Below are 18,400 nucleotides of genomic sequence, written 5' to 3'. Positions count from 1 at the left end.
TTGATTGTCGATCAATTAATCGATTGATTTAAAAGTATTCACAACATTTTCAACACTAAAGCCGAATTCTGCTAATACTTTGTCGCCAGGTGCTGATGCACCGAAGTGATCGATCGCGATCACTTTTCCATGGCAACCGGTGTAACGTTCCCAACCAAATGGGGAAGCCGCTTCAATCGCTACCCGTTTCTTCACTGCTTTTGGCAAGACGCTTTCTTTGTATTCTGAGCTTTGTGCTTCAAACAAATCAAAGCTTGGTAAGGAGACCACCGATACATCGATGCCTTCTTCTGCCAATTTAGCTTGTGCTTGGACCGCAAGATTCACTTCAGAACCTGTGGCGATCAAAATACCCGCTGGTGTTTCACCAGCTTGTTTTGAAATCACGTAACCACCTTTTGCGACATTTTCATCCGCACCGGTTTGCGTGCCTTCGATCACTGGTAGGTTTTGTCGGCTTAAGACTAAGACCGTTGGTTTATCCGTTGTTGTCATAGCCAGTTTCCAAGCAGCACGGGTTTCGTTGCCGTCTGCTGGACGAATCACTTGGACATTTGGCATGCAACGGACGCTAGCTAATTGCTCGATTGGCTCGTGGGTCGGTCCATCTTCCCCAACCGCCACGGAGTCATGTGTCAAGACATAGATCACAGGTGCATGCTGGATCGCAGACAAGCGCACCGCTGGACGCAAGTAATCAACGAAGACGAAGAAGGTCCCGCCATAGATTCGGGTACCGCCATGCAATTGGATGCCGTTCATGGCTGCCGCCATCGCAAATTCTCGGACACCAAACCAAATGTTGCGGCCTTCGTATTGGCCAGGTTCAAAGTCTTTTTCTGCTGCCACCATCGTGTTGTTGGAACCAGAAAGGTCAGCCGATCCACCCCAGAGACTAGGGACGGCTTGGGATAAGGCTTGGATCATCTCTTTGCTGGAAACCCGACTAGCTTGTGAGCTGCCAACTTCGTAGCTTGGTAATGTTGCATCCCAATCTGCTGGCAATTCACCCGCAAAGGCTTGTTTGAATTGCGCAGCAAGTTCTGAGTAGGCTGCTTCATAAGCACGGAAGGTTTCGTTCCAAGCTGCTTCAGCTTTTTGTCCTTCATCGACCATGGTTTCTTTGAAGCGCGCGGCAACTTCTTCAGGTACGGTAAATTCTGGGTATTCCCAACCATAAATCGCTTTAGCTGCAGAAATGCCTTCGGCACCGATCGGCGCACCATGAACGGCAGAGGTGCCTTGATTTGGCGCACCGTATCCGATCACAGTCTTGATTTCGATCAAGGTTGGTTTGTCGCTTTCAGCTTTTGCTTCGTCGATCGCTTTTGAGATTGCTTCTAAATCATTGCCGTCTTCAACGAGAATGTGTTGCCAGCCATACGCTTCAAAACGCGCACCGACATTTTCTGTAAAGGCTTTTGAAGTCGGACCATCTAGGGAAATGTCATTTGAATCGTACAAGACGATCAGTTTATCTAATTTCATGTGACCCGCCATGGATGCAGCTTCTTGCGAAACACCTTCCATCAAATCCCCATCGCCACATAAGGCATAGGTATAGTGATCGATGACTTGATACTTGTCGCGATTGTAGGTTGCAGCCAAGTGGGCTTCGGCCATTGCCATACCGACTGCCATGGCGATCCCTTGTCCTAAAGGTCCAGTGGTTGCTTCCACGCCGTCTGTGTGATCGACTTCTGGATGTCCTGGCGTGCGGCTATCCCATTGACGGAAGTTTTTTAGATCCTCAATGGTCACATCGTAACCAGACACATGCAACAAGCTGTACAATAACGCCGAACCGTGTCCAGCAGACAAAACAAAACGGTCACGATCCACCCACTTGCGAGAAGTCGTTGGATTGACTTTCAAGTGTTTGGTCCACAAGGCATAGGCCATGGGTGCTGCCCCCATCGGTAATCCTGGATGTCCTGAATTGGCTTTTTGTACGGCTTCGATACTTAATGTACGAAGGGTGTTCACTCCTAATTGATCGATTTTATCAAACAATGGTAGTTCCTCCTAATTTAGGTTTTTTTTACCTTTATTACATCTTTTATTATACGTGATTCAGATGCTTATTTCAATAGCAATGAAAAGGAATTCACAATTATCTGCCGTGGAGACCTTTTTTCTTTTGAATCTCTTTTAATTTCTCTGGTGTCACATCAGCACCTTCAGGATCAACGATCTTCATTCCTTCGATATGGTGACGCATTCCTCCACGAAAGGCGGTTAAATACTCGTCACGTAGAACTTTTTGTTCGTTCGTTTCTGCCTCAGTCAAACCCTCTGTTTTTTTCTTGTTGGCAAGTTCATTGATTCGAGCTAATTTTTCTTGAGATAGCATATTCGTTCCTCCTTTTCCCTCTTGATTTTACTACAAACTAGCGAATAAAAACAATAGTGTAAAAAGCGAACATTTGTTTGAATATTCGATATACCTATGGTACACTAATGTTATCAAATGAAAGAAGGTGTCAGTTTTGGCAAAACGAACAGAAAATCGACAAATCGAAATTCTTAAGTTCATTCATACCCGTGTCACTGAAAAAGGCTATCCGCCGACTGTTCGCGAAATTGGCGAAGCCGTTCAGTTATCTTCTACCTCAACTGTTCATGGCCATTTGTCCCGACTTGAAAAAAAGGGGTTGATCTTGCGAGATCCTACAAAACCCAGAGCCATTGAATTAACTTCTTCCGGTCTTGAAAAAATCGATGTTCAGCCAGCATCCATTCCGATGCTTGGTGTCGTAACTGCGGGAGAACCGATTTTAGCAGTGGAAGATGCATCCGATTTCTTTCCGATTCCGCCAGATTTAGCAAATAGTACCGGTAGTTTGTTTATGTTGACGATCCGAGGAGAAAGTATGATCAATGCTGGCATCCTTGACGGCGATCAAGTGATCGTTCGCAAACAACAAAGTGCGCAAAATGGTGATATTGTGATCGCTATGACAGATGAAGATGAAGCTACTTGCAAACGATTCTATAAAGAAAAGAATTACATTCGTTTACAACCGGAAAATGATTACTTAGAACCAATCATTTTGCCTGACGTAACGATTTTAGGATTGGTTGTTGGGTTGTATCGACATCTGCTTTGATGCTCAACGAGCTGACTAGGAAATCTTCGTTTTTACGAAGATTTTTTTTCTTTCCTCTTTACAAACCGAACAAACATTCGTATAATAAGCATACAAACATAAGTTCGTATTATTTAAGGAGTGAATGAGATGAAAGCAGTTCGTCGATTTGGTTTTATGTTATGGGTTTTATTGATGGGTATTGTTATTGGCTATTTTGGCGTTCTAAGTGCTGTTCTGATTTTTTGTCCTCTAATGATGCTTTGGTTCATGCTATGGGATGAAAAGAAATTCCGCCAAGCAGAGCGCAAACGTAACCGCCATTATTATCACGATCATGATTTTTATCGTTACGAACCATGATCCTTCCCCTACATACGCCATAAGGCAGAAGAAACAAAAAAGGACTCCTGCGAGTCCTTTTTTGTTTCTTCTTTTTTAGTATTCCATTAACGTCTTGATTTCAACACCTTGGATTTTATCTCTTCCATGTAAATCCATTAGTTCGATCAAAAAGGCACAGCCCACAACGATACCGCCTAGTTTTTCTACGAGTTCAATCGTTGCTTTGATCGTTCCGCCAGTTGCTAGTAGATCGTCACAAATCAAGACACGTTGTCCTGATTTGATAGCATCGGCATGCAACGTCAAAACATCCACGCCATACTCTTTTTCATACTCTGCTTCAATGGTTTCCCGTGGCAATTTGCCTTTTTTACGTACTGGGGCAAAGCCGACACCTAACTGGTACGCAACTGGGCAACCAACGATAAATCCGCGGGCTTCTGGTCCTACCACCATATCGATGCCTTTTTCTTGTGCATACTCAACGATCTGCTGTGTCGCATAACGATACGCTTCTCCATCAGCCATTAGCGGCGAGATGTCCCGAAAAATAATTCCCTCTTGGGGATAATCCGGAATACTAGCAATATACTCTTTTAAATCCATTTTTTTTCCTCCTAGACTGTCAACCACTGACGTAGGGTTGATAAATCACTCATTAATAAAAATTCTTCTGTTTTGATCATTTTTTGTCGTTGCTGATACAAATGACTCTCTGTCAGCGGACGAGAAACAGGATCAGCCGTTTTATTCAAAACACCATCTTGTATTGTAACAAATTCCAGCTCAGAAAACACCTGAATCATAAAAATAAGTAATTTTTCTGGAATTTTTAGATAGTTAGCGACCATCTTTAATTTGTAGCGAATATCCAAACGAGGCTGCTGCTTGATCAATTGAAAAAGCCGACCATATTGCTCTCTGGTTCCTACCCCGTCTAAATAGGCATCTTCCGTCGAGTAAAACACAAACGCAATTCTTGAAGCATGAAGCGCTTGAACGACCTCTTTGATCACAGCAATATCAGCAGGACAATCTAAAAACGCGATCTCTTGGAACGGACCAGCACAAAATGTATCTTTCACAGCAGCCACCGAGTCGAATAAGATCGTTTGTCCACAAAATCCTTGCAGCTCTCGAGGCAGTTTCTTATTGAAAACGACCCCTAATGTTTCATTTCCCAGAGAGACACCTTGCCGACTCCTTTTCGAACGATAATCAAACAACTGCAGCCCTTCCACTGCAAAGTCATCCAACATCAGCTGCGGTTTTTTGTTGCCATTCCATTCATTGATTGAAAGCTGACCGACGATCGATAGTCGATCATTTTCAAACTCTACTGAGTCTTTTCCAAAACCAAAGCCAATCACATCTAGCTGTAGATTGGACTCATCTGTCATCACTAACTTCAAGTGCTGGTTTTCGGTACCAATCTGGCGGGCATTTTGAGTCGATAAATTGGAAAACAGAAATTTCGGTAACGGATTGTCCGTTCCGAAAGGCGCTAAAACGTTTAAAGACTCAATAAAGTTGATCGATACTTCCGCCAATGGCAGTTCCTCATCGATCGCTAAGGGGATTCCCTGACTAAGATCAATTCCATTTTCTTCCACATAGCGATTCATCTGGGCTTGTAGCATGTCCAAATGATCAATCGGGATACTTAAGCCAACCGCCGCATGATGACCACCAAAACTGGTAAACATGTCTTTCATCGTAGCCAACATTTCAAATAGATTCAACGCAGCGACACTTCTACCTGACCCTTTTGCTAACCCATTTTCTTTTTTGGTCAAAACAATCACGGGCTGTCCGGTACTTTGCATGATACGTCCAGCTACGATTCCTAAAACCCCTTCGTGCCAGTTATCACCTACGACCAGATGAACATGATTGGCAGGGTCGATTTTTTCTTGCGCTTCTTTCATGATTTCTTCAACGAAAGTTTTTCGCTGCTGATTGATCGTATCTAATGTCTTGGCTAAGGTTACTGCTTCTTCTTCATCAAATGTGGTTAACAAACGAACAGCAGGATTAGGATCTTCCAACCGACCAATTGCATTGAGGCGGGGGCCAACAGCAAAACCAATATCGATTTCGTTGACTGTTCGTTTTTTCAATCCACTGACCGTCAACAACTCATTCAAACCAAGCCGATCAGTTTGTTGGATCATTTTCAGGCCATTGCTGACTAGTAGTCGATTCTCATCTGTCAAAGAAACCATATCAGCAATCGTCCCAATTGCAACAAGGTCCAGCAGTTCGACGGGCACTTCTTCTAATAGGGCACAAGCCACTTTAAATGCGACACCGACTCCCGCTAAATCACCAAACGGATAGTTTCCTTCAGGGTGACGGGGATGAACGATGGCAAAGGCTTCTGGGAGTTCTGCAGGAAGTTCATGGTGATCCGTCACGATCACATCGACCCCTTGCCCTTGAGCATAAGCAATTGCCTCATGTCCAGATACCCCATTATCAACGGTGATGATCAATTGAGTCCCTGCCGCAATTTTATCTTGATAGACAGTTATGTTGGGACCATACCCATCTGAAAAGCGATTGGGCAGATAATATTCAGCTTCAGCCCCTAGCAACTCCAGTGTTTCTTTTAATACGGTGGTGCTCGTAATCCCATCTGCGTCATAGTCGCCATAAATCAAGATCCGCTCACCATTTAAAATGGCTTCATGGATCCGTTCCACGGCCTTATCCATATCATGAAAGAGAAACGGATCATGAAGGTATTGCAGATCCGTTGATAAAAAAGCGTCTAGCGCTTCTGCTGTTCGAATATTTCTTTGCCATAGCAACGCGCCGATGCGCTCAGGAATCTTTCTTGCTTGGATCAATTCTTTAAATACAGGGGTAGCTTCGCTATCTTGCGGTCGCACCCAATGAAAATTTGCACGTTTCACCAAATCACTCCTAACTAGGTTATTATAGCAAAGTTTATGTAAAAAGGAAAAACAACGAAAGAAACAATTTATTTTTTCATATCACAAAAAAGAGCTTGCAGCGAACGATGCGCCGGCAAACTCTTTTCTTAATTGCTCTCATGTATTCTAGGCTTGCGATTCAAAAGACTTCATTTCTTCATCAATCGTTGGCGGCGTTGAGGCGCCTGCAGCACGTGACGAAAGTTGCGCTTCTTGATCGTCGAGTTGTTGCTGCCTAGCTGCTAACTCCGCCTGCTTGTTGGTATATTCTCGTTCCAAGGCTTCTCGTTCATCTTGCAGAACTTTCTCGTTATTCGTGCGATAATCCGAGAGCTCTTTTCTCAATTGTTTTAGTTCTTTTTTTTGACGGAACATTGCACTTGTGGAAACCAGCAACAAAATCAATGCGCCTAACAAAGCAGAACCAATAATGACTAAGATCAGTGGCGATTGAATCGTTGTGAAGCCAAAATTGATCGGAACAGTCATATTGTTTGCAACCGCAAATAAAACGATCACTAAAATCAGTAAAATACCAACGATAACACGCCATTGATTTTTCATGGGTTTCAACTCCTATTTTTTGTTGAACATCGTTCCTGCCATATAATCCCCGATTGCAGGAAACAGTGTATACAGTTTTGCTGCCGCCCCTAAAATATGTGGGCGATTGATTTCTCGTTTTGGATGAATCATGGCTTTGACGATCGTTTGTGCCAATTTGTTTGGTTCAAGGACAAGGCTGCCCACCGATGATAAGTAACTACCGCTAGGATCTGCTTGGTCAAAGAATGCCGTTTCGATCGGCCCTGGGTTGACCGTTGTTACGTTGATCCCCAGTGGTTTTAGTTCTAAACGTAAGGCGTTAGAAAAACCAAGTACAGCAAATTTCGTTGCAGAGTAAACTGCGGTCTTCGGCGTAGCGATCTTACCCGCAATTGAAGCAACGTTTATGATATGACCATGCTTTTGTTCAGCCATTTGAATCGCAACTTGCTGAGTCAAAACCATCATCCCAAGTACATTGACTTCAAACATATTACGGATGACCGCAGGATCCATCTCTGTAAACTCTTGAAAGATCCCATAGCCAGCATTATTGACAAAGACATCGATCTTTCCGACTTTCTCACTGATTTTTTCTAATAAGCGCTCCACGCTTTCAGGATTTGCTACGTCCAATTGAAACGCATACGCTTCTTTGCCGCTTAATTCCATACATTGCTCTTTGACTTTCCCAATCAAATTCGTCCTCCGGGCACAAGTCACGACGATCGCACCACGTTTTGCGGCTTCATAACAGATTTGTTCTCCAAGTCCGGCAGAACCTCCTGTTACAACGACAACTTTATTCTCCAAGTTCATCTGATTCTTCCTCTCCGGCAAAAGGGATCTCGACAACATCAAAATCTTTGACGATCAACGTATTCGGAAATACTTCTTTTGCTTCATTTACTAAATTTGTAATATCTTTGCCAACATAGCGCGCGCTGATATGGGTCAATAGCAAACGCTTGGCGTGAGCTTCTTGGGCAACTTCAGCAGCTTGTCGCGTCGTCGAATGAAAATAAGCGCGAGCCAACTTGGCTTCTTCTTTGTTGAAGGTACTTTCATGTACCAAAACATCCGCATCTTTCGCTAAAAGCACGGCGTTTTGACATTTACGGGTGTCACCTAATATTGTCACGATCCGTCCTTTTTTGGCTTGACCTAAAAAATCAGCCCCATTGATTTGACGACCATCATCGAGGGTAACTACTTCACCTTTTTTCAAACGTCCGAAGACAGGACCAGGTTTCAGCCCAAGTTCAAGCAATGCTTGCACTTGCAACTCCCCTTGATGGCTTGCTTCGACAATACGATAGCCAAAACTATCAATCCCGTGATCAAGGCGCAGACAAGATACTTCAAATTGCTGATCTTTAAAAAGAATCCCTTCTTCTTCAATCTCAAAAAAATGCAATGGATAGCTGACTTTCGTCTGAGAAATCCGCAAAACGGTTTGAATGTATGCTTTGATCCCCTTGGGTCCATAAATCTCTAGAGGTGTGTCTCCGCCTTGAAAGGAGCGACTGCTGATCAATCCTGGCAATCCATAAATATGATCACCATGAAGATGGGTAATAAAGATTTTTTCAATCTTTCTCGGTCTAATCGTAGAATGCAAGATCTGCATTTGTGTCCCTTCGCCACAATCAAAAAGCCAAACGGCATTGCGTTCATCTAATAATCGTAACGCAGTGCTGGTCACGTTTCGATGTTTCGCAGGCACTCCAGCACCTGTTCCTAAAAATTCTAATTCCATAAGCTTCTTTCCTTTCATCTCTTTCCAATTTTAGCGGAAAAGAAATCAAGTTGCAATTGAAGCTTGCGGTTTTTATTTCTCGGATTGGCTATCGGATTCATCGTTATGGGAATTTTTCCAATCCTCTTGAACACGTGCCTTGGTGGATTCTTCGACTTTTTTGGCCGTCTCGATCTCTGCCTCGACATCATCGTAGTCAAAACGAGTGATGTCACCGCCTAATTCATTCATGATCTGTTGGTTCAAAGGACGATTGTCCTCTTCATCGGCAATCAATAATAACCCCGTATCGCCTACACCAATTTGGTTTCCGACGTGTTCGAAGAGCATTTGCGCATTTTGGATCTCTTTTGCGTCACGAGTAGCACCGATCATACTACCGCCAAACCAGCCCAGCATGATTCCCAAAGGCCCACCTAACACACCAACGAGCATCCCAATCAAACCACCAGTTGATGTCTTATTGTTTCCAGTAAAATCAAGAAAATCCTCGACTTTAAATTGATGCACGCCTTCATTGGTGTGGGTAAGAACCGCCATTTGCTCTCCTTTGATCTTTCGTTCCATATGCATCCGTTTCACTTCAGAAAAGGCTTGATACGCTTTGGCACTAGCATCAAAGTTCATTACAATGACTCGTTTTGACATAAAAATCGCTCCCTTTGGTTTATTTGTTCTTTTCTTTATTTTAACAGTAAATCATTTAAATGAAAAAAGAAACCAAAAAGACTGCTGATCATTGATTTCTTAGAGAAAATCAATGATCGGCAGTCAAAACCAATTCAACTATGAAGGATTTTTTTAAAAAAATGATGTTCTTTTAAACGCTTATTCGACAAACTCAAATTCAAAATTACCGATACGCACAATATCACCGTCTTTGGCACCTCTCGCACGCAATGCTTCATCGACACCCAATCCACGTAATTGACGAGCAAAACGCATCACAGTCTCATCGTGATCAAAGTTCGTCATTTGGAATAGTTTTTCGATTTTCTCACCGCTCAAGATCCAAGTTGCATCAGGATCGCGATCGATTGCAAACTCCGGTTCATCCGATTGGAAGCCGTAATGAACCACATCTTCTTCGATTTCTTCATCGTACAAGAGGAACTCAGGAGTGACTTCCAATAGATCCGCTGTCGCATTCAGCAAGGCATCGATTCCCTTACGAGTGACACCAGAGATTGGGAAAATCATTGGTTCATCCGCGAACTCATCCGTTTTTTCTTTTGCCAGCTGCTCTTTGAAAAGGGCTAGGTTTTCTTCAGCATCCGGCATATCCATCTTATTGGCAACGATGATCTGTGGGCGCTCTAGTAAGCGCAAGTTATGGGTCGACAATTCATTGTTGATGGATAAATAGTCTTCATATGGATCGCGCCCTTCCATGCCGCTCATATCGATCACATGTAAAATGACCCGCGTCCGTTCGATATGACGTAAAAACTGAGTCCCTAAACCAACACCTTGCGAAGCACCTTCGATCAAGCCAGGCAGATCGGCTACTGCAAAACTACGACCATCACTGGTCGTTACCATGCCTAAATTTGGCACCAGTGTTGTAAAATGATACGCGCCGATTTTTGGACGAGCAGACGAAATCACAGAGAGTAATGTTGACTTCCCAACTGAAGGGAAACCAACTAAACCAACATCTGCTAAGACTTTTAGTTCGAGCTCGATCTTTCTTTCTTGACCGGGTTCTCCGTTCTCTGCTAATTCTGGGGCTGGATTTTTTGGAGAAGCAAACCGAATGTTCCCACGGCCGCCCCGCCCGCCTTTTGCGATTACTAATGTTTGACCTTGCTCAATCAAATCACCTAATAAGGCACCTGTTTCAGCATCACGAACGGTGGTGCCTTGGGGTACTTTGATGTAAGTATCATCTGAGCCACGGCCGTGCATTCCTTTACTCATGCCATTTTCCCCGGGTTGCGCTTTAAAATGACGATTAAAGCGGAAATCCATTAATGTACGCAAACCTTCGTCTACGACTAAAATGACATCACCGCCACGTCCCCCGTCCCCACCTGCGGGTCCGCCGTCTGGGACATATTTCTCTCGGCGAAAAGCAACCATTCCGTCGCCGCCTTTTCCTGCTTTGACATCGATTGTCACTTGATCTAAAAACATGGACATTATTTGTCCTCCATTCTTTTTTTACTACCTTCTATACTTTTTGATTATCAGTTATCTCACTTTAAGTGGTTACTATTTCTCTAATAAGAAAGTCTATTTTATTGTAACGACCGAAACGCCTTTTGTCTATCTTTTCTCATGGGTTTCCGTAAGAAATCGCGAATTCTTAAGGGTTATTCTTTGACAGTCACTTGAAATCGTAGCAAACTTTTAAGTGTACCAGACACAATCAAAGGAGGAAACAAGAAATGACAGTAAAAGTTGGAATCAATGGTTTTGGACGAATTGGACGTTTGGCTTTTCGTAGGATCAAAGAAGTTTCTGCTGATATTGAAGTTGTGGCAATCAATGATTTGACGAGTCCAGTCATGTTAGCACACTTATTGCAGTTTGACTCGACCCACGGCACGTACCCTGGAACTGTTACTGCAACGGATAATGCTATCGTTGTCGATGGCAAAGAGACCCGAGTGTACGCTGAACCAGACGCAAGCAAAATCCCTTGGGCAAAAGAAAATGGCGTCGATATCGTTTTAGAATGCACGGGTTTTTACACTTCCGCAGAAAAAGCCCAGGCCCATCTTGATGCAGGTGTCAAACGAGTCGTGATCTCCGCACCAGCTGGTAATATGAAAACGATCGTTTACAATGTCAACTCAGACACGTTAACACCGGATGATACTATCATATCCGCAGGTTCTTGTACGACCAACTGCTTAGCTCCAATGGCCTACTTTTTAAATGAGGAATTCGGGATCGAAGTTGGTACGATGACGACGGTTCATGCGTATACTTCTACTCAAATGCTATTGGATGGTCCTGTAAAAGGCGGAAACTTAAGAGCCGCTCGTTCCGCTGCTGACAACACGATCCCTCACTCAACGGGTGCCGCCAAAGCGATCGGTCTAGTTATCCCAGAATTAAATGGCAAATTACAAGGCCACGCCCAACGGGTTCCGGTCGTCGATGGTTCTTTAACAGAATTAGTCTCAATTTTGAAAACCAAAGTAACCGCCGATGAAGTCAATGAAGCGATCAGAAAACACACCGTCGATAATCCGTCATTCGGTTACGATGACCGTGAAATCGTCTCTGGAGATGTGATTGGTACCACTCAAGGGTCTATCTTTGATCCGACACAAACAGAAGTAACCACTGCTGGCGATTTCCAACTGGTGAAAACCGTCGCTTGGTATGATAATGAATACGGCTTTACTTGCCAAATGATTCGCTTGCTAGAAGAATTTGCTCGTTTATAAGCTAAAGGTCAAGCAAAAAGTGCCGGTTCTTTTTTAGAACCGGCACTTTTTTATTCACTTGCTGGATGATCGTATTTGTCCAAAAAAGCTGCAATTTTTTCTTTATAAAGGTCTGGATCTGTTTTGTAGCTTTTCGCATGCTCGGCACCTGAAACAACCCACTTTTCTTTTGGTGCATCGGTCGCGTTATACAAAATATCCAGCATCGAATAAGGAACAAACGTATCCGCATCGCCATGGATAAAAAAGATCGGACGCGTATTCTTTTGCAGTTGTTTGACTGCATCTGCTTCACCGAAGAAATACCCCGCTCGGATTTTTGTGACAAGACTAGTGACATTCATCAATGGAAAGGCCGGTAGACCAAACAATTGATCGAGTTGATAACCCAATTCTTCATTGACGTTGGTATACCCACAATCTTCAATAATAGAAGTGACATTTTTCGGTAAGTCTTCCCCACTGGTCATCATTACCGTGGCAGCCCCCATACTGATGCCATACAAAGTGATCGTTTCTTCAGAACCATTTTTTGCGAGTACCTCATCGATCCATTGCAAATAATCCTTACGTTCGTGCCACCCAAAACCAATATAATCTCCTTCGCTTTGACCATGCCCTCGAGCGTCTGGAACCAAGACATTATAGCCTAAATCATGATACATCTTAGCGTAGTCCGCCATCGTTTCTGCGTTCCCCATATAGCCATGCGCGATGATCGCCGTTTTCCCACGATTCTTCTCCTCCGCCGGTAGATAAATGGCGGATAATTTTAAATCATCTTCAGAAGTTAGCTGCCACATCTCACGATTTGCTGGATCTGTAAACCAATTTTGCGATTCATTTCCCGTCTGATTTTCATCAGTACCAGGGGTATCTCCTTCCAAGAAATCTTTTTCTGAAGGAACCACCGCATAATAATAAAAATAGTTTCCTGCATACCCTAACCCCGCAATTGCTAATACAGCCACTCCGATGGCAATCTTCCAGCGCAATTTCACACTTGTCACGTCCTCTTGTTATATAGTTTACATAATATTATTATGGTTTCGTCATTCCTCAAGGAAAGAACCCACTACATAAATTACCGTTTTTTGCTCATGTTTGTCAATCGCAAGCGACCAAAAAGAAAACCATTGCCAACAATCTTTGTTGGCAATGGCTGATTTTCGTGGTAATTAGTTATTTTCGACCAATTTAAAACTTGACCAAGGTTTCAAAAATTCTAATAAGAATAGTTCCTCATCAGCGATCTTACCAACGACATTGACTCGACCATCATTTTTCATTGCTTTCAAGGCGATTTGCGTCTCCCCTTTGTATTGTCCATAGCCAGCATTATCGATCAAGACATCCCCTCTTACCATATCACGGGTATCATGAGGTGGAAATTCCTTGTCTTTATAATAGATCCGCGTCATCGTTGAACGCAAGATGTATTCCGAACGATCTCCTCGATAGCTGTGCAGATTATCGAAGAGACAAATTCGTTCATCTTCAGTGATTCCGTCAACGACATCGACTCTTAATGTCGGATAATCCGCGTGAAACGCTTCAGCCATTGCTGCCAATTCTGCTTCTGAAGCATAGGCATTTCCAACAGAGATATCATCGATCAAACCCGTCAACACTAAATGTTTGACTTGCGTAGCTAGTGGCAGATCACGATGATCTTCCAAAGAGCATAAACCATCTTGTGTTGGCCATGGACCGAAATCAGCTTCGTGAGAATTCACGAAAGCCATCGTATTTAAATTGTATTTGCGGAATTTTTCCGAACAAAAAACGAAATGGTCGTAGCCCAACCCTGAATAGCGATGAGGATAGAAGTTATGCGAGCCGAGTAAATTTTCAGTATTAGGTGAATAACTCATGATGTTATCCACGTAGCTCGTACCACTGCTCATATTGATTTCGATTTTAATCCCGTAAGGATTACGCGTCATTTTGGCTTCTTCTGAACCAGTAAAACCAATATCTAACCGAACACCGTAAGCGCCCATCTCATCAAAGAAGGACAAATCATCATAAGAAATACCTAGCTGTTCGAATAAACCAGGATTGATATCTACCATGACTTCCATTCCTAACTGATTGGCATAATCCACGACTTGTTTAAAGTCTGCCAAGACTTTTTCTTTGTCATCGTTGATTTGCAGCAAACTGGTAAATACCCGTTTAAAGCCGTATTTGTGTGCCAAGTCTAAATACGCTTTGTCCTTTTCAAACGTTGAGCGCTCTGGATAAATCGATATCCCTAATTTTCCCATCAAAAAAACCTCCTGTAAATTCTATCCGTTTATTATAATGAATCCTCTTTCATTATAGCAAACATCTAAAAAGTGGTCTACACCTTTCCGCCTGTTTCTTTCTCATTCCACAAAATCTGCGCTTTCTTCTATGTCTCTTTTTTGTTATGATTATCATTAAGAAAACTGGAAGGAATGAAAGAATGAAAAAAATCCTATTCACACTGACAGCAGCTGCTAGCCTTTTATTATTAGCTGCTTGTACAGGTTCAAGTACCACCGATCCCTCATCAAGCAATTCGGCAGAAAGCACGTCGACCTCAGAATCCGTTGACTTGAATGCCCTGGAATTGCCGCAATTATCAACGGATGTGCAAGAGAATGAAGCTTTAGTTGAAATGGTGACGGAGGAAGGCTCGATCAAAATCAAACTTTTCCCAGAGATTGCACCCAAAGCAGTCGAAAACTTTTTGACCCATGCCAAAGATGGTTATTATGACGGCTTGACTTTCCATCGTGTCGTAGAAGAGTTTATGATCCAAGGGGGCGACCCTAATGGTGATGGCACTGGCGGAGAAAGCATATGGGGCGAAGGATTCGGCGAAGAATACTCGAACCAGCTTTATCACTTGCGAGGCGCATTGGCAATGGCAAAATCAAGTGCGCCAAACAGCCAAGGCAGTCAATTCTACATCGTTCAAAATGATCAAGACGTATCCGACGGTCTAGCGATCCAACACTATCCTGAAAAAATCATCGAAGCCTACAAAAATGGTGGAACACCACAATTGGACGGTAGCTATACCGTTTTTGGTCAAGTGATCGAAGGCATGGATGTCGTAGATAAAATTGCGCAAGCAGAAACCCAAGACTCTGGCAATGGTGAGAATTCTCAACCGGTTGAGCCAGTGAAGATCGAAACGATCAAGGTCTTACAAGAAGCCAAAGAATAAATAAAAAAACCGCTGAAGTCTCCGATACTCGGGAATTTCAGCGGTTTTCTTTTACTTTTGGTCGCCTACGATAAAGGTAAATTCGCACTCAGCAGCTTTTTTGCCATCCACTGTCGCTACCGCATCAGCAGTTCCAACGGAGCCTTTGATTTTGGTGATCTCAAAAACAAGTTTCATAGTATCTCCCGGAACAACTTTTTGACGGAATTTGGCTTTGTTGATGCCGCCGATATACGCCGTTCTACCTTGGAATTCCTCGGATTTCAAGATCAGGATCGATCCTGCTTGTGCCAATGTTTCTAAAATCAAGGCACCCGGCATTACTGGATTTCCCGGAAAATGACCTTGGAAAAAGTCTTCGTTGATGGTAACATTTTTCGTTGCGATAATCTTTTTGCCAGACTCGATTTCATCGACATAATCAATATATATAATTGGGTAGCGATTTGGAATCAAATCCATGACTTCTGTTTCAGTCAATAGTTTTTTCATGGTTTCCCTTCCTTGCTTAAGAATTTATTATAGTTTGATTATCAAAGTATCATAGTTCAGCGGAATTCGCAACTAAATATTTATTAAGAAAAAAATAGTTTGACAATCAAACAATTATGCTTAATAATTAGAAATCAAGATAGTTTGATTTACTATTTGTCATTATACGTATTTTATTATTGTTGAATTTATTAAGGAGTGGAATTATGAGTTTTTTAACCGGTAAAAAAGTTGTCGTCATGGGCGTTGCCAACAAACGCAGTATCGCTTGGGGCTGTGCACAAGCATTAAAAGCACAAGGAGCCGAAGTGATCTACACGTATCAAAACGACCGCATGAAGAAGCCTTTAGAGCGCTTATTGGAATCTGATGAATTTGTAGTGGAGTGTGACGTCGCTAATGACGAAAGCATTGCTGCCGCCTTTGATACAATCAAAGAATATGCTGGAGAGATCCATGGTGTCGTCCATGCCGTCGCTTATGCTAATAAAGAAGATCTTTCTGGCGACATTTTGAATATTTCTCGTGACGGTTATGCTTTGGCGCAAGACATCAGCAGTTATTCATTGATTGCCGTCACTAAATATGCCAAACCAATCTTAGCTGAAAATGCTGGAATCGTTACCCTTTCCTACTTAGGTGCCGAACGGGCAGTACCAAACTACAACATGATGGGTATTGCGAAAGCTGCTTTGGAATCAAGTGTTCGCTATTTAGCTGCCGAACTTTCACCGCAAAAGATCCGTGTCAATGCGATTTCAGCTGGCGCCATCAAGACGCTGGCAGTAACTGGTGTAAAAGACTATCAAAAACTGATCCAATTGTCAGAGGATCGAACACCAGATCATATTGGTGTAACGATCGAAGAAGTCGGCAATGCTTGTGCCTTCTTGATCAGTCCTTTATCAAGCGGGATTATCGGCGAAGTGATTTTTGTTGATAAAGGCGTTCATTTATCTTAATCAATGATAGTCATAGAAAAGTCTGCTATTTGCCTACCCGTTGGCTGAGCAGGCTTTTTCTGAAAAAAACAGGTATTTCAGAAAACCTCCTTTGCATTTCTATTTTATCTTCGTTAAAATAGATGCAGTAAGACTTGGAGGGATTTTATGAAACAACTGCTACTCGCAGCTAGCACGACCGATTCAAGTGGTTCCAGCATTACTGAACCAGCAGCTGCTCAGCTCAATGCATTGCAAAAATGGTGGGCGTCCATCGACTGGGAATCGATCATTGGCCTACTGATTCAAAAAGCATTGATGTTGCTTTTTTTATGTATCCTATTCGGTATTTTATTGAAAATAAGCAATATGATCATCGATCGGATCTATCGTTCCTATGAAAAAAAAGCCAGTTTCAATGTGAGTCGAATCAACACGATCCATACCCTGATCCGCAATACGGTTCATTACACATTAGGCTTCTTTTTTGTCTATGCACTCCTTTCAACCATCGGCGTACCTGTAGGCTCGCTACTAGCCGGTGCCGGAGTCGTCGGTGTCGCCCTCGGTCTCGGCGCCCAAGGCTTTATGAATGACTTGATTACTGGCTTCTTTATAATTACCGAACAACAAATCAACGTTGGTGATTACGTCCGCTTGACCAACCTGACGCTTGAAGGTACGGTGACGGCCGTCGGTATTCGGACTGTTCAATTAAAATCCGTGGACGGAACCGTTCATTATATCCCAAATCGTAACATCACGACCATCAGTAATACATCCAGAGCCAATATGCAAGTCGTGGTAGACGTACGTATCTTACCCTCTGAAGGCTTAGATGAAATACGTGCCATCATTGAAGAAGTCAATGAACAGATTGCTAAGCAGCATGAAGAAGAGATTCAAACGGCCCCTACGGTCTTCGGTTTGGTGGATCTAGGAAACAACAACTTTGCAATTCGCACGACCATGTATGTGACCAACGGTACGCAATGGAAAATCAAAGAGGAATTTTTGGCCGCATCGATCGATGCATTAACTGCCAAAGGCTATACGATCCCCAATGCGCCGATCGTCGGTATTTAAAAAAAGGTTATCCCGAAACTGGGATAACCTTTTTTCTATACCACATGCAGTTCATCTGTCATCTTTGGGGCATCTTCTTTAGAAATCAGCAAATAGCGTCTTTCAATTTCGTGCGCCAAATGATTGACGGATTTTAAAATCTCTTTGCGGGTGATAATCCCAACAAAGACATTGTCATCATCAACGATCGGCAAGAATGCTTGATCTACTAACAAATGCAGCATACTTTCCAACTCATCGTTTTCTTTGATGCAATTCACATTGACTTCCATGACATCTGCCACAGTCAGCCCTTCAATATTTTCCATACTGAAGCCAGTGAGATCCATCATGCGTTCTACGATGTTTGAGAGGCTGATTAAGCCGACTAAATGGTCCTCACTATCTAGTACAGGGATCTTTGAATAGCCCACTTTTGATAAAACAAGCAATGCGTGACTCAAAGGGTGGTTATAAAATACCGATGCCACATTTTCTGCCGGCACCAAGAAATTTTCTTGGTTCTCGAGTAATATTTTTTCTACGGTCTGTCCTATCAATCTAATTGCCTCCATTTCACAGCTACTCTTCTATTTTACTTGAAAATGAGAATAGAAAGTT

19 protein-coding genes are annotated in these 18,400 nt (G+C 42.9%); 6 read left to right on the top strand and 13 right to left on the bottom strand.

Going from position 1 to position 18,400, the window contains the following annotated elements:
• Positions 1–15: 15 nt before the first annotated feature.
• Positions 16–2,013 (bottom strand): transketolase, encoded by a 1,998-nt coding sequence (gene tkt, locus IGI92_RS07885; RefSeq protein ID WP_430608423.1) that lies wholly within the window; start codon positions 2,011–2,013, stop codon positions 16–18.
• 100 nt (positions 2,014–2,113) lie between these two features.
• Positions 2,114–2,353 carry a DUF896 family protein gene (locus tag IGI92_RS07880; protein WP_005236078.1) on the bottom strand — a complete coding sequence of 80 codons (240 nt, stop codon included), beginning with the start codon at positions 2,351–2,353 and terminating at the stop codon, positions 2,114–2,116.
• Positions 2,354–2,489: 136 nt separating this feature from the next.
• Here IGI92_RS07880 and lexA point away from each other — a divergent pair, with 136 nt between their 5' ends.
• Positions 2,490–3,110 carry a transcriptional repressor LexA gene (gene lexA / locus IGI92_RS07875; protein WP_008381880.1) on the top strand — a complete coding sequence of 207 codons (621 nt, stop codon included), beginning with the start codon at positions 2,490–2,492 and terminating at the stop codon, positions 3,108–3,110.
• 129 nt (positions 3,111–3,239) lie between these two features.
• Entirely contained in the window at positions 3,240–3,452 is a 213-nt protein-coding gene (locus IGI92_RS07870; RefSeq protein ID WP_005236082.1) for a hypothetical protein, read from the top strand.
• 75 nt (positions 3,453–3,527) lie between these two features.
• On the opposite strand, the gene IGI92_RS07865 is transcribed toward IGI92_RS07870, so the two are convergent.
• The 7 genes from IGI92_RS07865 to obgE form a co-directional block, all read right to left on the bottom strand.
• Positions 3,528–4,040 carry an adenine phosphoribosyltransferase gene (locus tag IGI92_RS07865; protein ID WP_430608422.1) on the bottom strand — a complete coding sequence of 171 codons (513 nt, stop codon included), beginning with the start codon at positions 4,038–4,040 and terminating at the stop codon, positions 3,528–3,530.
• An 11-nt stretch (positions 4,041–4,051) separates the two neighbouring features.
• Complete coding sequence (gene recJ, locus IGI92_RS07860; protein ID WP_430608420.1) at positions 4,052–6,352, bottom strand: single-stranded-DNA-specific exonuclease RecJ; 2,301 nt, start codon at positions 6,350–6,352, stop codon at positions 4,052–4,054.
• Between the two features lie 147 nt (positions 6,353–6,499).
• Complete coding sequence (locus tag IGI92_RS07855; protein ID WP_086299461.1) at positions 6,500–6,937, bottom strand: lipopolysaccharide assembly protein LapA domain-containing protein; 438 nt, start codon at positions 6,935–6,937, stop codon at positions 6,500–6,502.
• 12 nt (positions 6,938–6,949) lie between these two features.
• Complete coding sequence (locus IGI92_RS07850; protein ID WP_016612306.1) at positions 6,950–7,738, bottom strand: SDR family NAD(P)-dependent oxidoreductase; 789 nt, start codon at positions 7,736–7,738, stop codon at positions 6,950–6,952.
• Positions 7,722–8,678: a ribonuclease Z gene (rnz, locus tag IGI92_RS07845; RefSeq protein ID WP_008381890.1), complete on the bottom strand. Its 957-nt coding sequence runs from the start codon at positions 8,676–8,678 to the stop codon at positions 7,722–7,724. The genes IGI92_RS07850 and rnz overlap by 17 nt, the downstream gene beginning before the upstream one ends.
• A gap of 72 nt (positions 8,679–8,750) precedes the next feature.
• Positions 8,751–9,326, bottom strand: coding sequence for a DUF456 domain-containing protein (locus IGI92_RS07840; protein ID WP_086299462.1), 576 nt, complete (start codon positions 9,324–9,326; stop codon positions 8,751–8,753).
• 180 nt (positions 9,327–9,506) lie between these two features.
• Positions 9,507–10,820 (bottom strand): GTPase ObgE, encoded by a 1,314-nt coding sequence (obgE, locus tag IGI92_RS07835; RefSeq protein WP_207490520.1) that lies wholly within the window; start codon positions 10,818–10,820, stop codon positions 9,507–9,509.
• Positions 10,821–11,068: 248 nt separating this feature from the next.
• On the opposite strand from obgE, the gene gap reads away from it, so the two are divergent.
• Positions 11,069–12,079, top strand: a complete 1,011-nt coding sequence (gap, locus tag IGI92_RS07830; protein WP_061054148.1) for a type I glyceraldehyde-3-phosphate dehydrogenase — start codon at positions 11,069–11,071, stop codon at positions 12,077–12,079.
• 50 nt (positions 12,080–12,129) lie between these two features.
• Here gap and IGI92_RS07825 read toward each other — a convergent pair whose 3' ends face one another.
• A complete protein-coding gene (locus IGI92_RS07825) occupies positions 12,130–13,080 on the bottom strand; it encodes an alpha/beta hydrolase (protein WP_430608419.1) in 951 nt (316 codons plus the stop codon).
• A 177-nt stretch (positions 13,081–13,257) separates the two neighbouring features.
• Positions 13,258–14,349, bottom strand: coding sequence for a DUF871 domain-containing protein (locus IGI92_RS07820; RefSeq protein WP_005236098.1), 1,092 nt, complete (start codon positions 14,347–14,349; stop codon positions 13,258–13,260).
• 182 nt (positions 14,350–14,531) lie between these two features.
• On the opposite strand from IGI92_RS07820, the gene IGI92_RS07815 reads away from it, so the two are divergent.
• A complete protein-coding gene (locus tag IGI92_RS07815) occupies positions 14,532–15,281 on the top strand; it encodes a peptidylprolyl isomerase (RefSeq protein WP_008381897.1) in 750 nt (249 codons plus the stop codon).
• Between the two features lie 51 nt (positions 15,282–15,332).
• Here IGI92_RS07815 and fabZ read toward each other — a convergent pair whose 3' ends face one another.
• Positions 15,333–15,773: a 3-hydroxyacyl-ACP dehydratase FabZ gene (gene fabZ / locus IGI92_RS07810; protein WP_005226178.1), complete on the bottom strand. Its 441-nt coding sequence runs from the start codon at positions 15,771–15,773 to the stop codon at positions 15,333–15,335.
• A 206-nt stretch (positions 15,774–15,979) separates the two neighbouring features.
• Here fabZ and fabI point away from each other — a divergent pair, with 206 nt between their 5' ends.
• Both fabI and IGI92_RS07800 read left to right on the top strand, forming a co-directional pair.
• Entirely contained in the window at positions 15,980–16,735 is a 756-nt protein-coding gene (fabI, locus tag IGI92_RS07805) for an enoyl-ACP reductase FabI (protein ID WP_005236100.1), read from the top strand.
• A 147-nt stretch (positions 16,736–16,882) separates the two neighbouring features.
• Positions 16,883–17,800 carry a mechanosensitive ion channel family protein gene (locus IGI92_RS07800; protein WP_061054089.1) on the top strand — a complete coding sequence of 306 codons (918 nt, stop codon included), beginning with the start codon at positions 16,883–16,885 and terminating at the stop codon, positions 17,798–17,800.
• Between the two features lie 35 nt (positions 17,801–17,835).
• Here the strand turns inward: IGI92_RS07800 and cbpB are convergent, their stop codons facing one another.
• Positions 17,836–18,339 (bottom strand): cyclic-di-AMP-binding protein CbpB, encoded by a 504-nt coding sequence (gene cbpB / locus IGI92_RS07795; RefSeq protein WP_005226181.1) that lies wholly within the window; start codon positions 18,337–18,339, stop codon positions 17,836–17,838.
• Between the last annotated feature and the right edge of the window lie 61 nt (positions 18,340–18,400).

Source organism: Enterococcus sp. DIV2379 (assembly GCF_050542965.1).
GTDB lineage: Bacteria > Bacillota > Bacilli > Lactobacillales > Enterococcaceae > Enterococcus_D > Enterococcus_D entomosocium.
This window is presented reverse-complemented; position numbering and strand designations above follow the sequence as displayed.

What these genes read in the sequence shown, in the direction of transcription:
- IGI92_RS07880 (WP_005236078.1), bottom strand. Translation starts at nt 2,353, where the DNA reads ATGCTATCTCAAGAAAAATTAGCTCGAATCAATGAACTTGCCAACAAG.
- IGI92_RS07870 (WP_005236082.1), top strand. Translation starts at nt 3,240, where the DNA reads ATGAAAGCAGTTCGTCGATTTGGTTTTATGTTATGGGTTTTATTGATG.
- IGI92_RS07865 (WP_430608422.1), bottom strand. Translation starts at nt 4,040, where the DNA reads ATGGATTTAAAAGAGTATATTGCTAGTATTCCGGATTATCCCCAAGAG.
- IGI92_RS07855 (WP_086299461.1), bottom strand. Translation starts at nt 6,937, where the DNA reads ATGAAAAATCAATGGCGTGTTATCGTTGGTATTTTACTGATTTTAGTG.
- IGI92_RS07850 (WP_016612306.1), bottom strand. Translation starts at nt 7,738, where the DNA reads ATGAACTTGGAGAATAAAGTTGTCGTTGTAACAGGAGGTTCTGCCGGA.
- rnz (WP_008381890.1), bottom strand. Translation starts at nt 8,678, where the DNA reads ATGGAATTAGAATTTTTAGGAACAGGTGCTGGAGTGCCTGCGAAACAT.
- IGI92_RS07840 (WP_086299462.1), bottom strand. Translation starts at nt 9,326, where the DNA reads ATGTCAAAACGAGTCATTGTAATGAACTTTGATGCTAGTGCCAAAGCG.
- obgE (WP_207490520.1), bottom strand. Translation starts at nt 10,820, where the DNA reads ATGTCCATGTTTTTAGATCAAGTGACAATCGATGTCAAAGCAGGAAAA.
- gap (WP_061054148.1), top strand. Translation starts at nt 11,069, where the DNA reads ATGACAGTAAAAGTTGGAATCAATGGTTTTGGACGAATTGGACGTTTG.
- IGI92_RS07820 (WP_005236098.1), bottom strand. Translation starts at nt 14,349, where the DNA reads ATGGGAAAATTAGGGATATCGATTTATCCAGAGCGCTCAACGTTTGAA.
- IGI92_RS07815 (WP_008381897.1), top strand. Translation starts at nt 14,532, where the DNA reads ATGAAAAAAATCCTATTCACACTGACAGCAGCTGCTAGCCTTTTATTA.
- fabZ (WP_005226178.1), bottom strand. Translation starts at nt 15,773, where the DNA reads ATGAAAAAACTATTGACTGAAACAGAAGTCATGGATTTGATTCCAAAT.
- fabI (WP_005236100.1), top strand. Translation starts at nt 15,980, where the DNA reads ATGAGTTTTTTAACCGGTAAAAAAGTTGTCGTCATGGGCGTTGCCAAC.
- IGI92_RS07800 (WP_061054089.1), top strand. Translation starts at nt 16,883, where the DNA reads ATGAAACAACTGCTACTCGCAGCTAGCACGACCGATTCAAGTGGTTCC.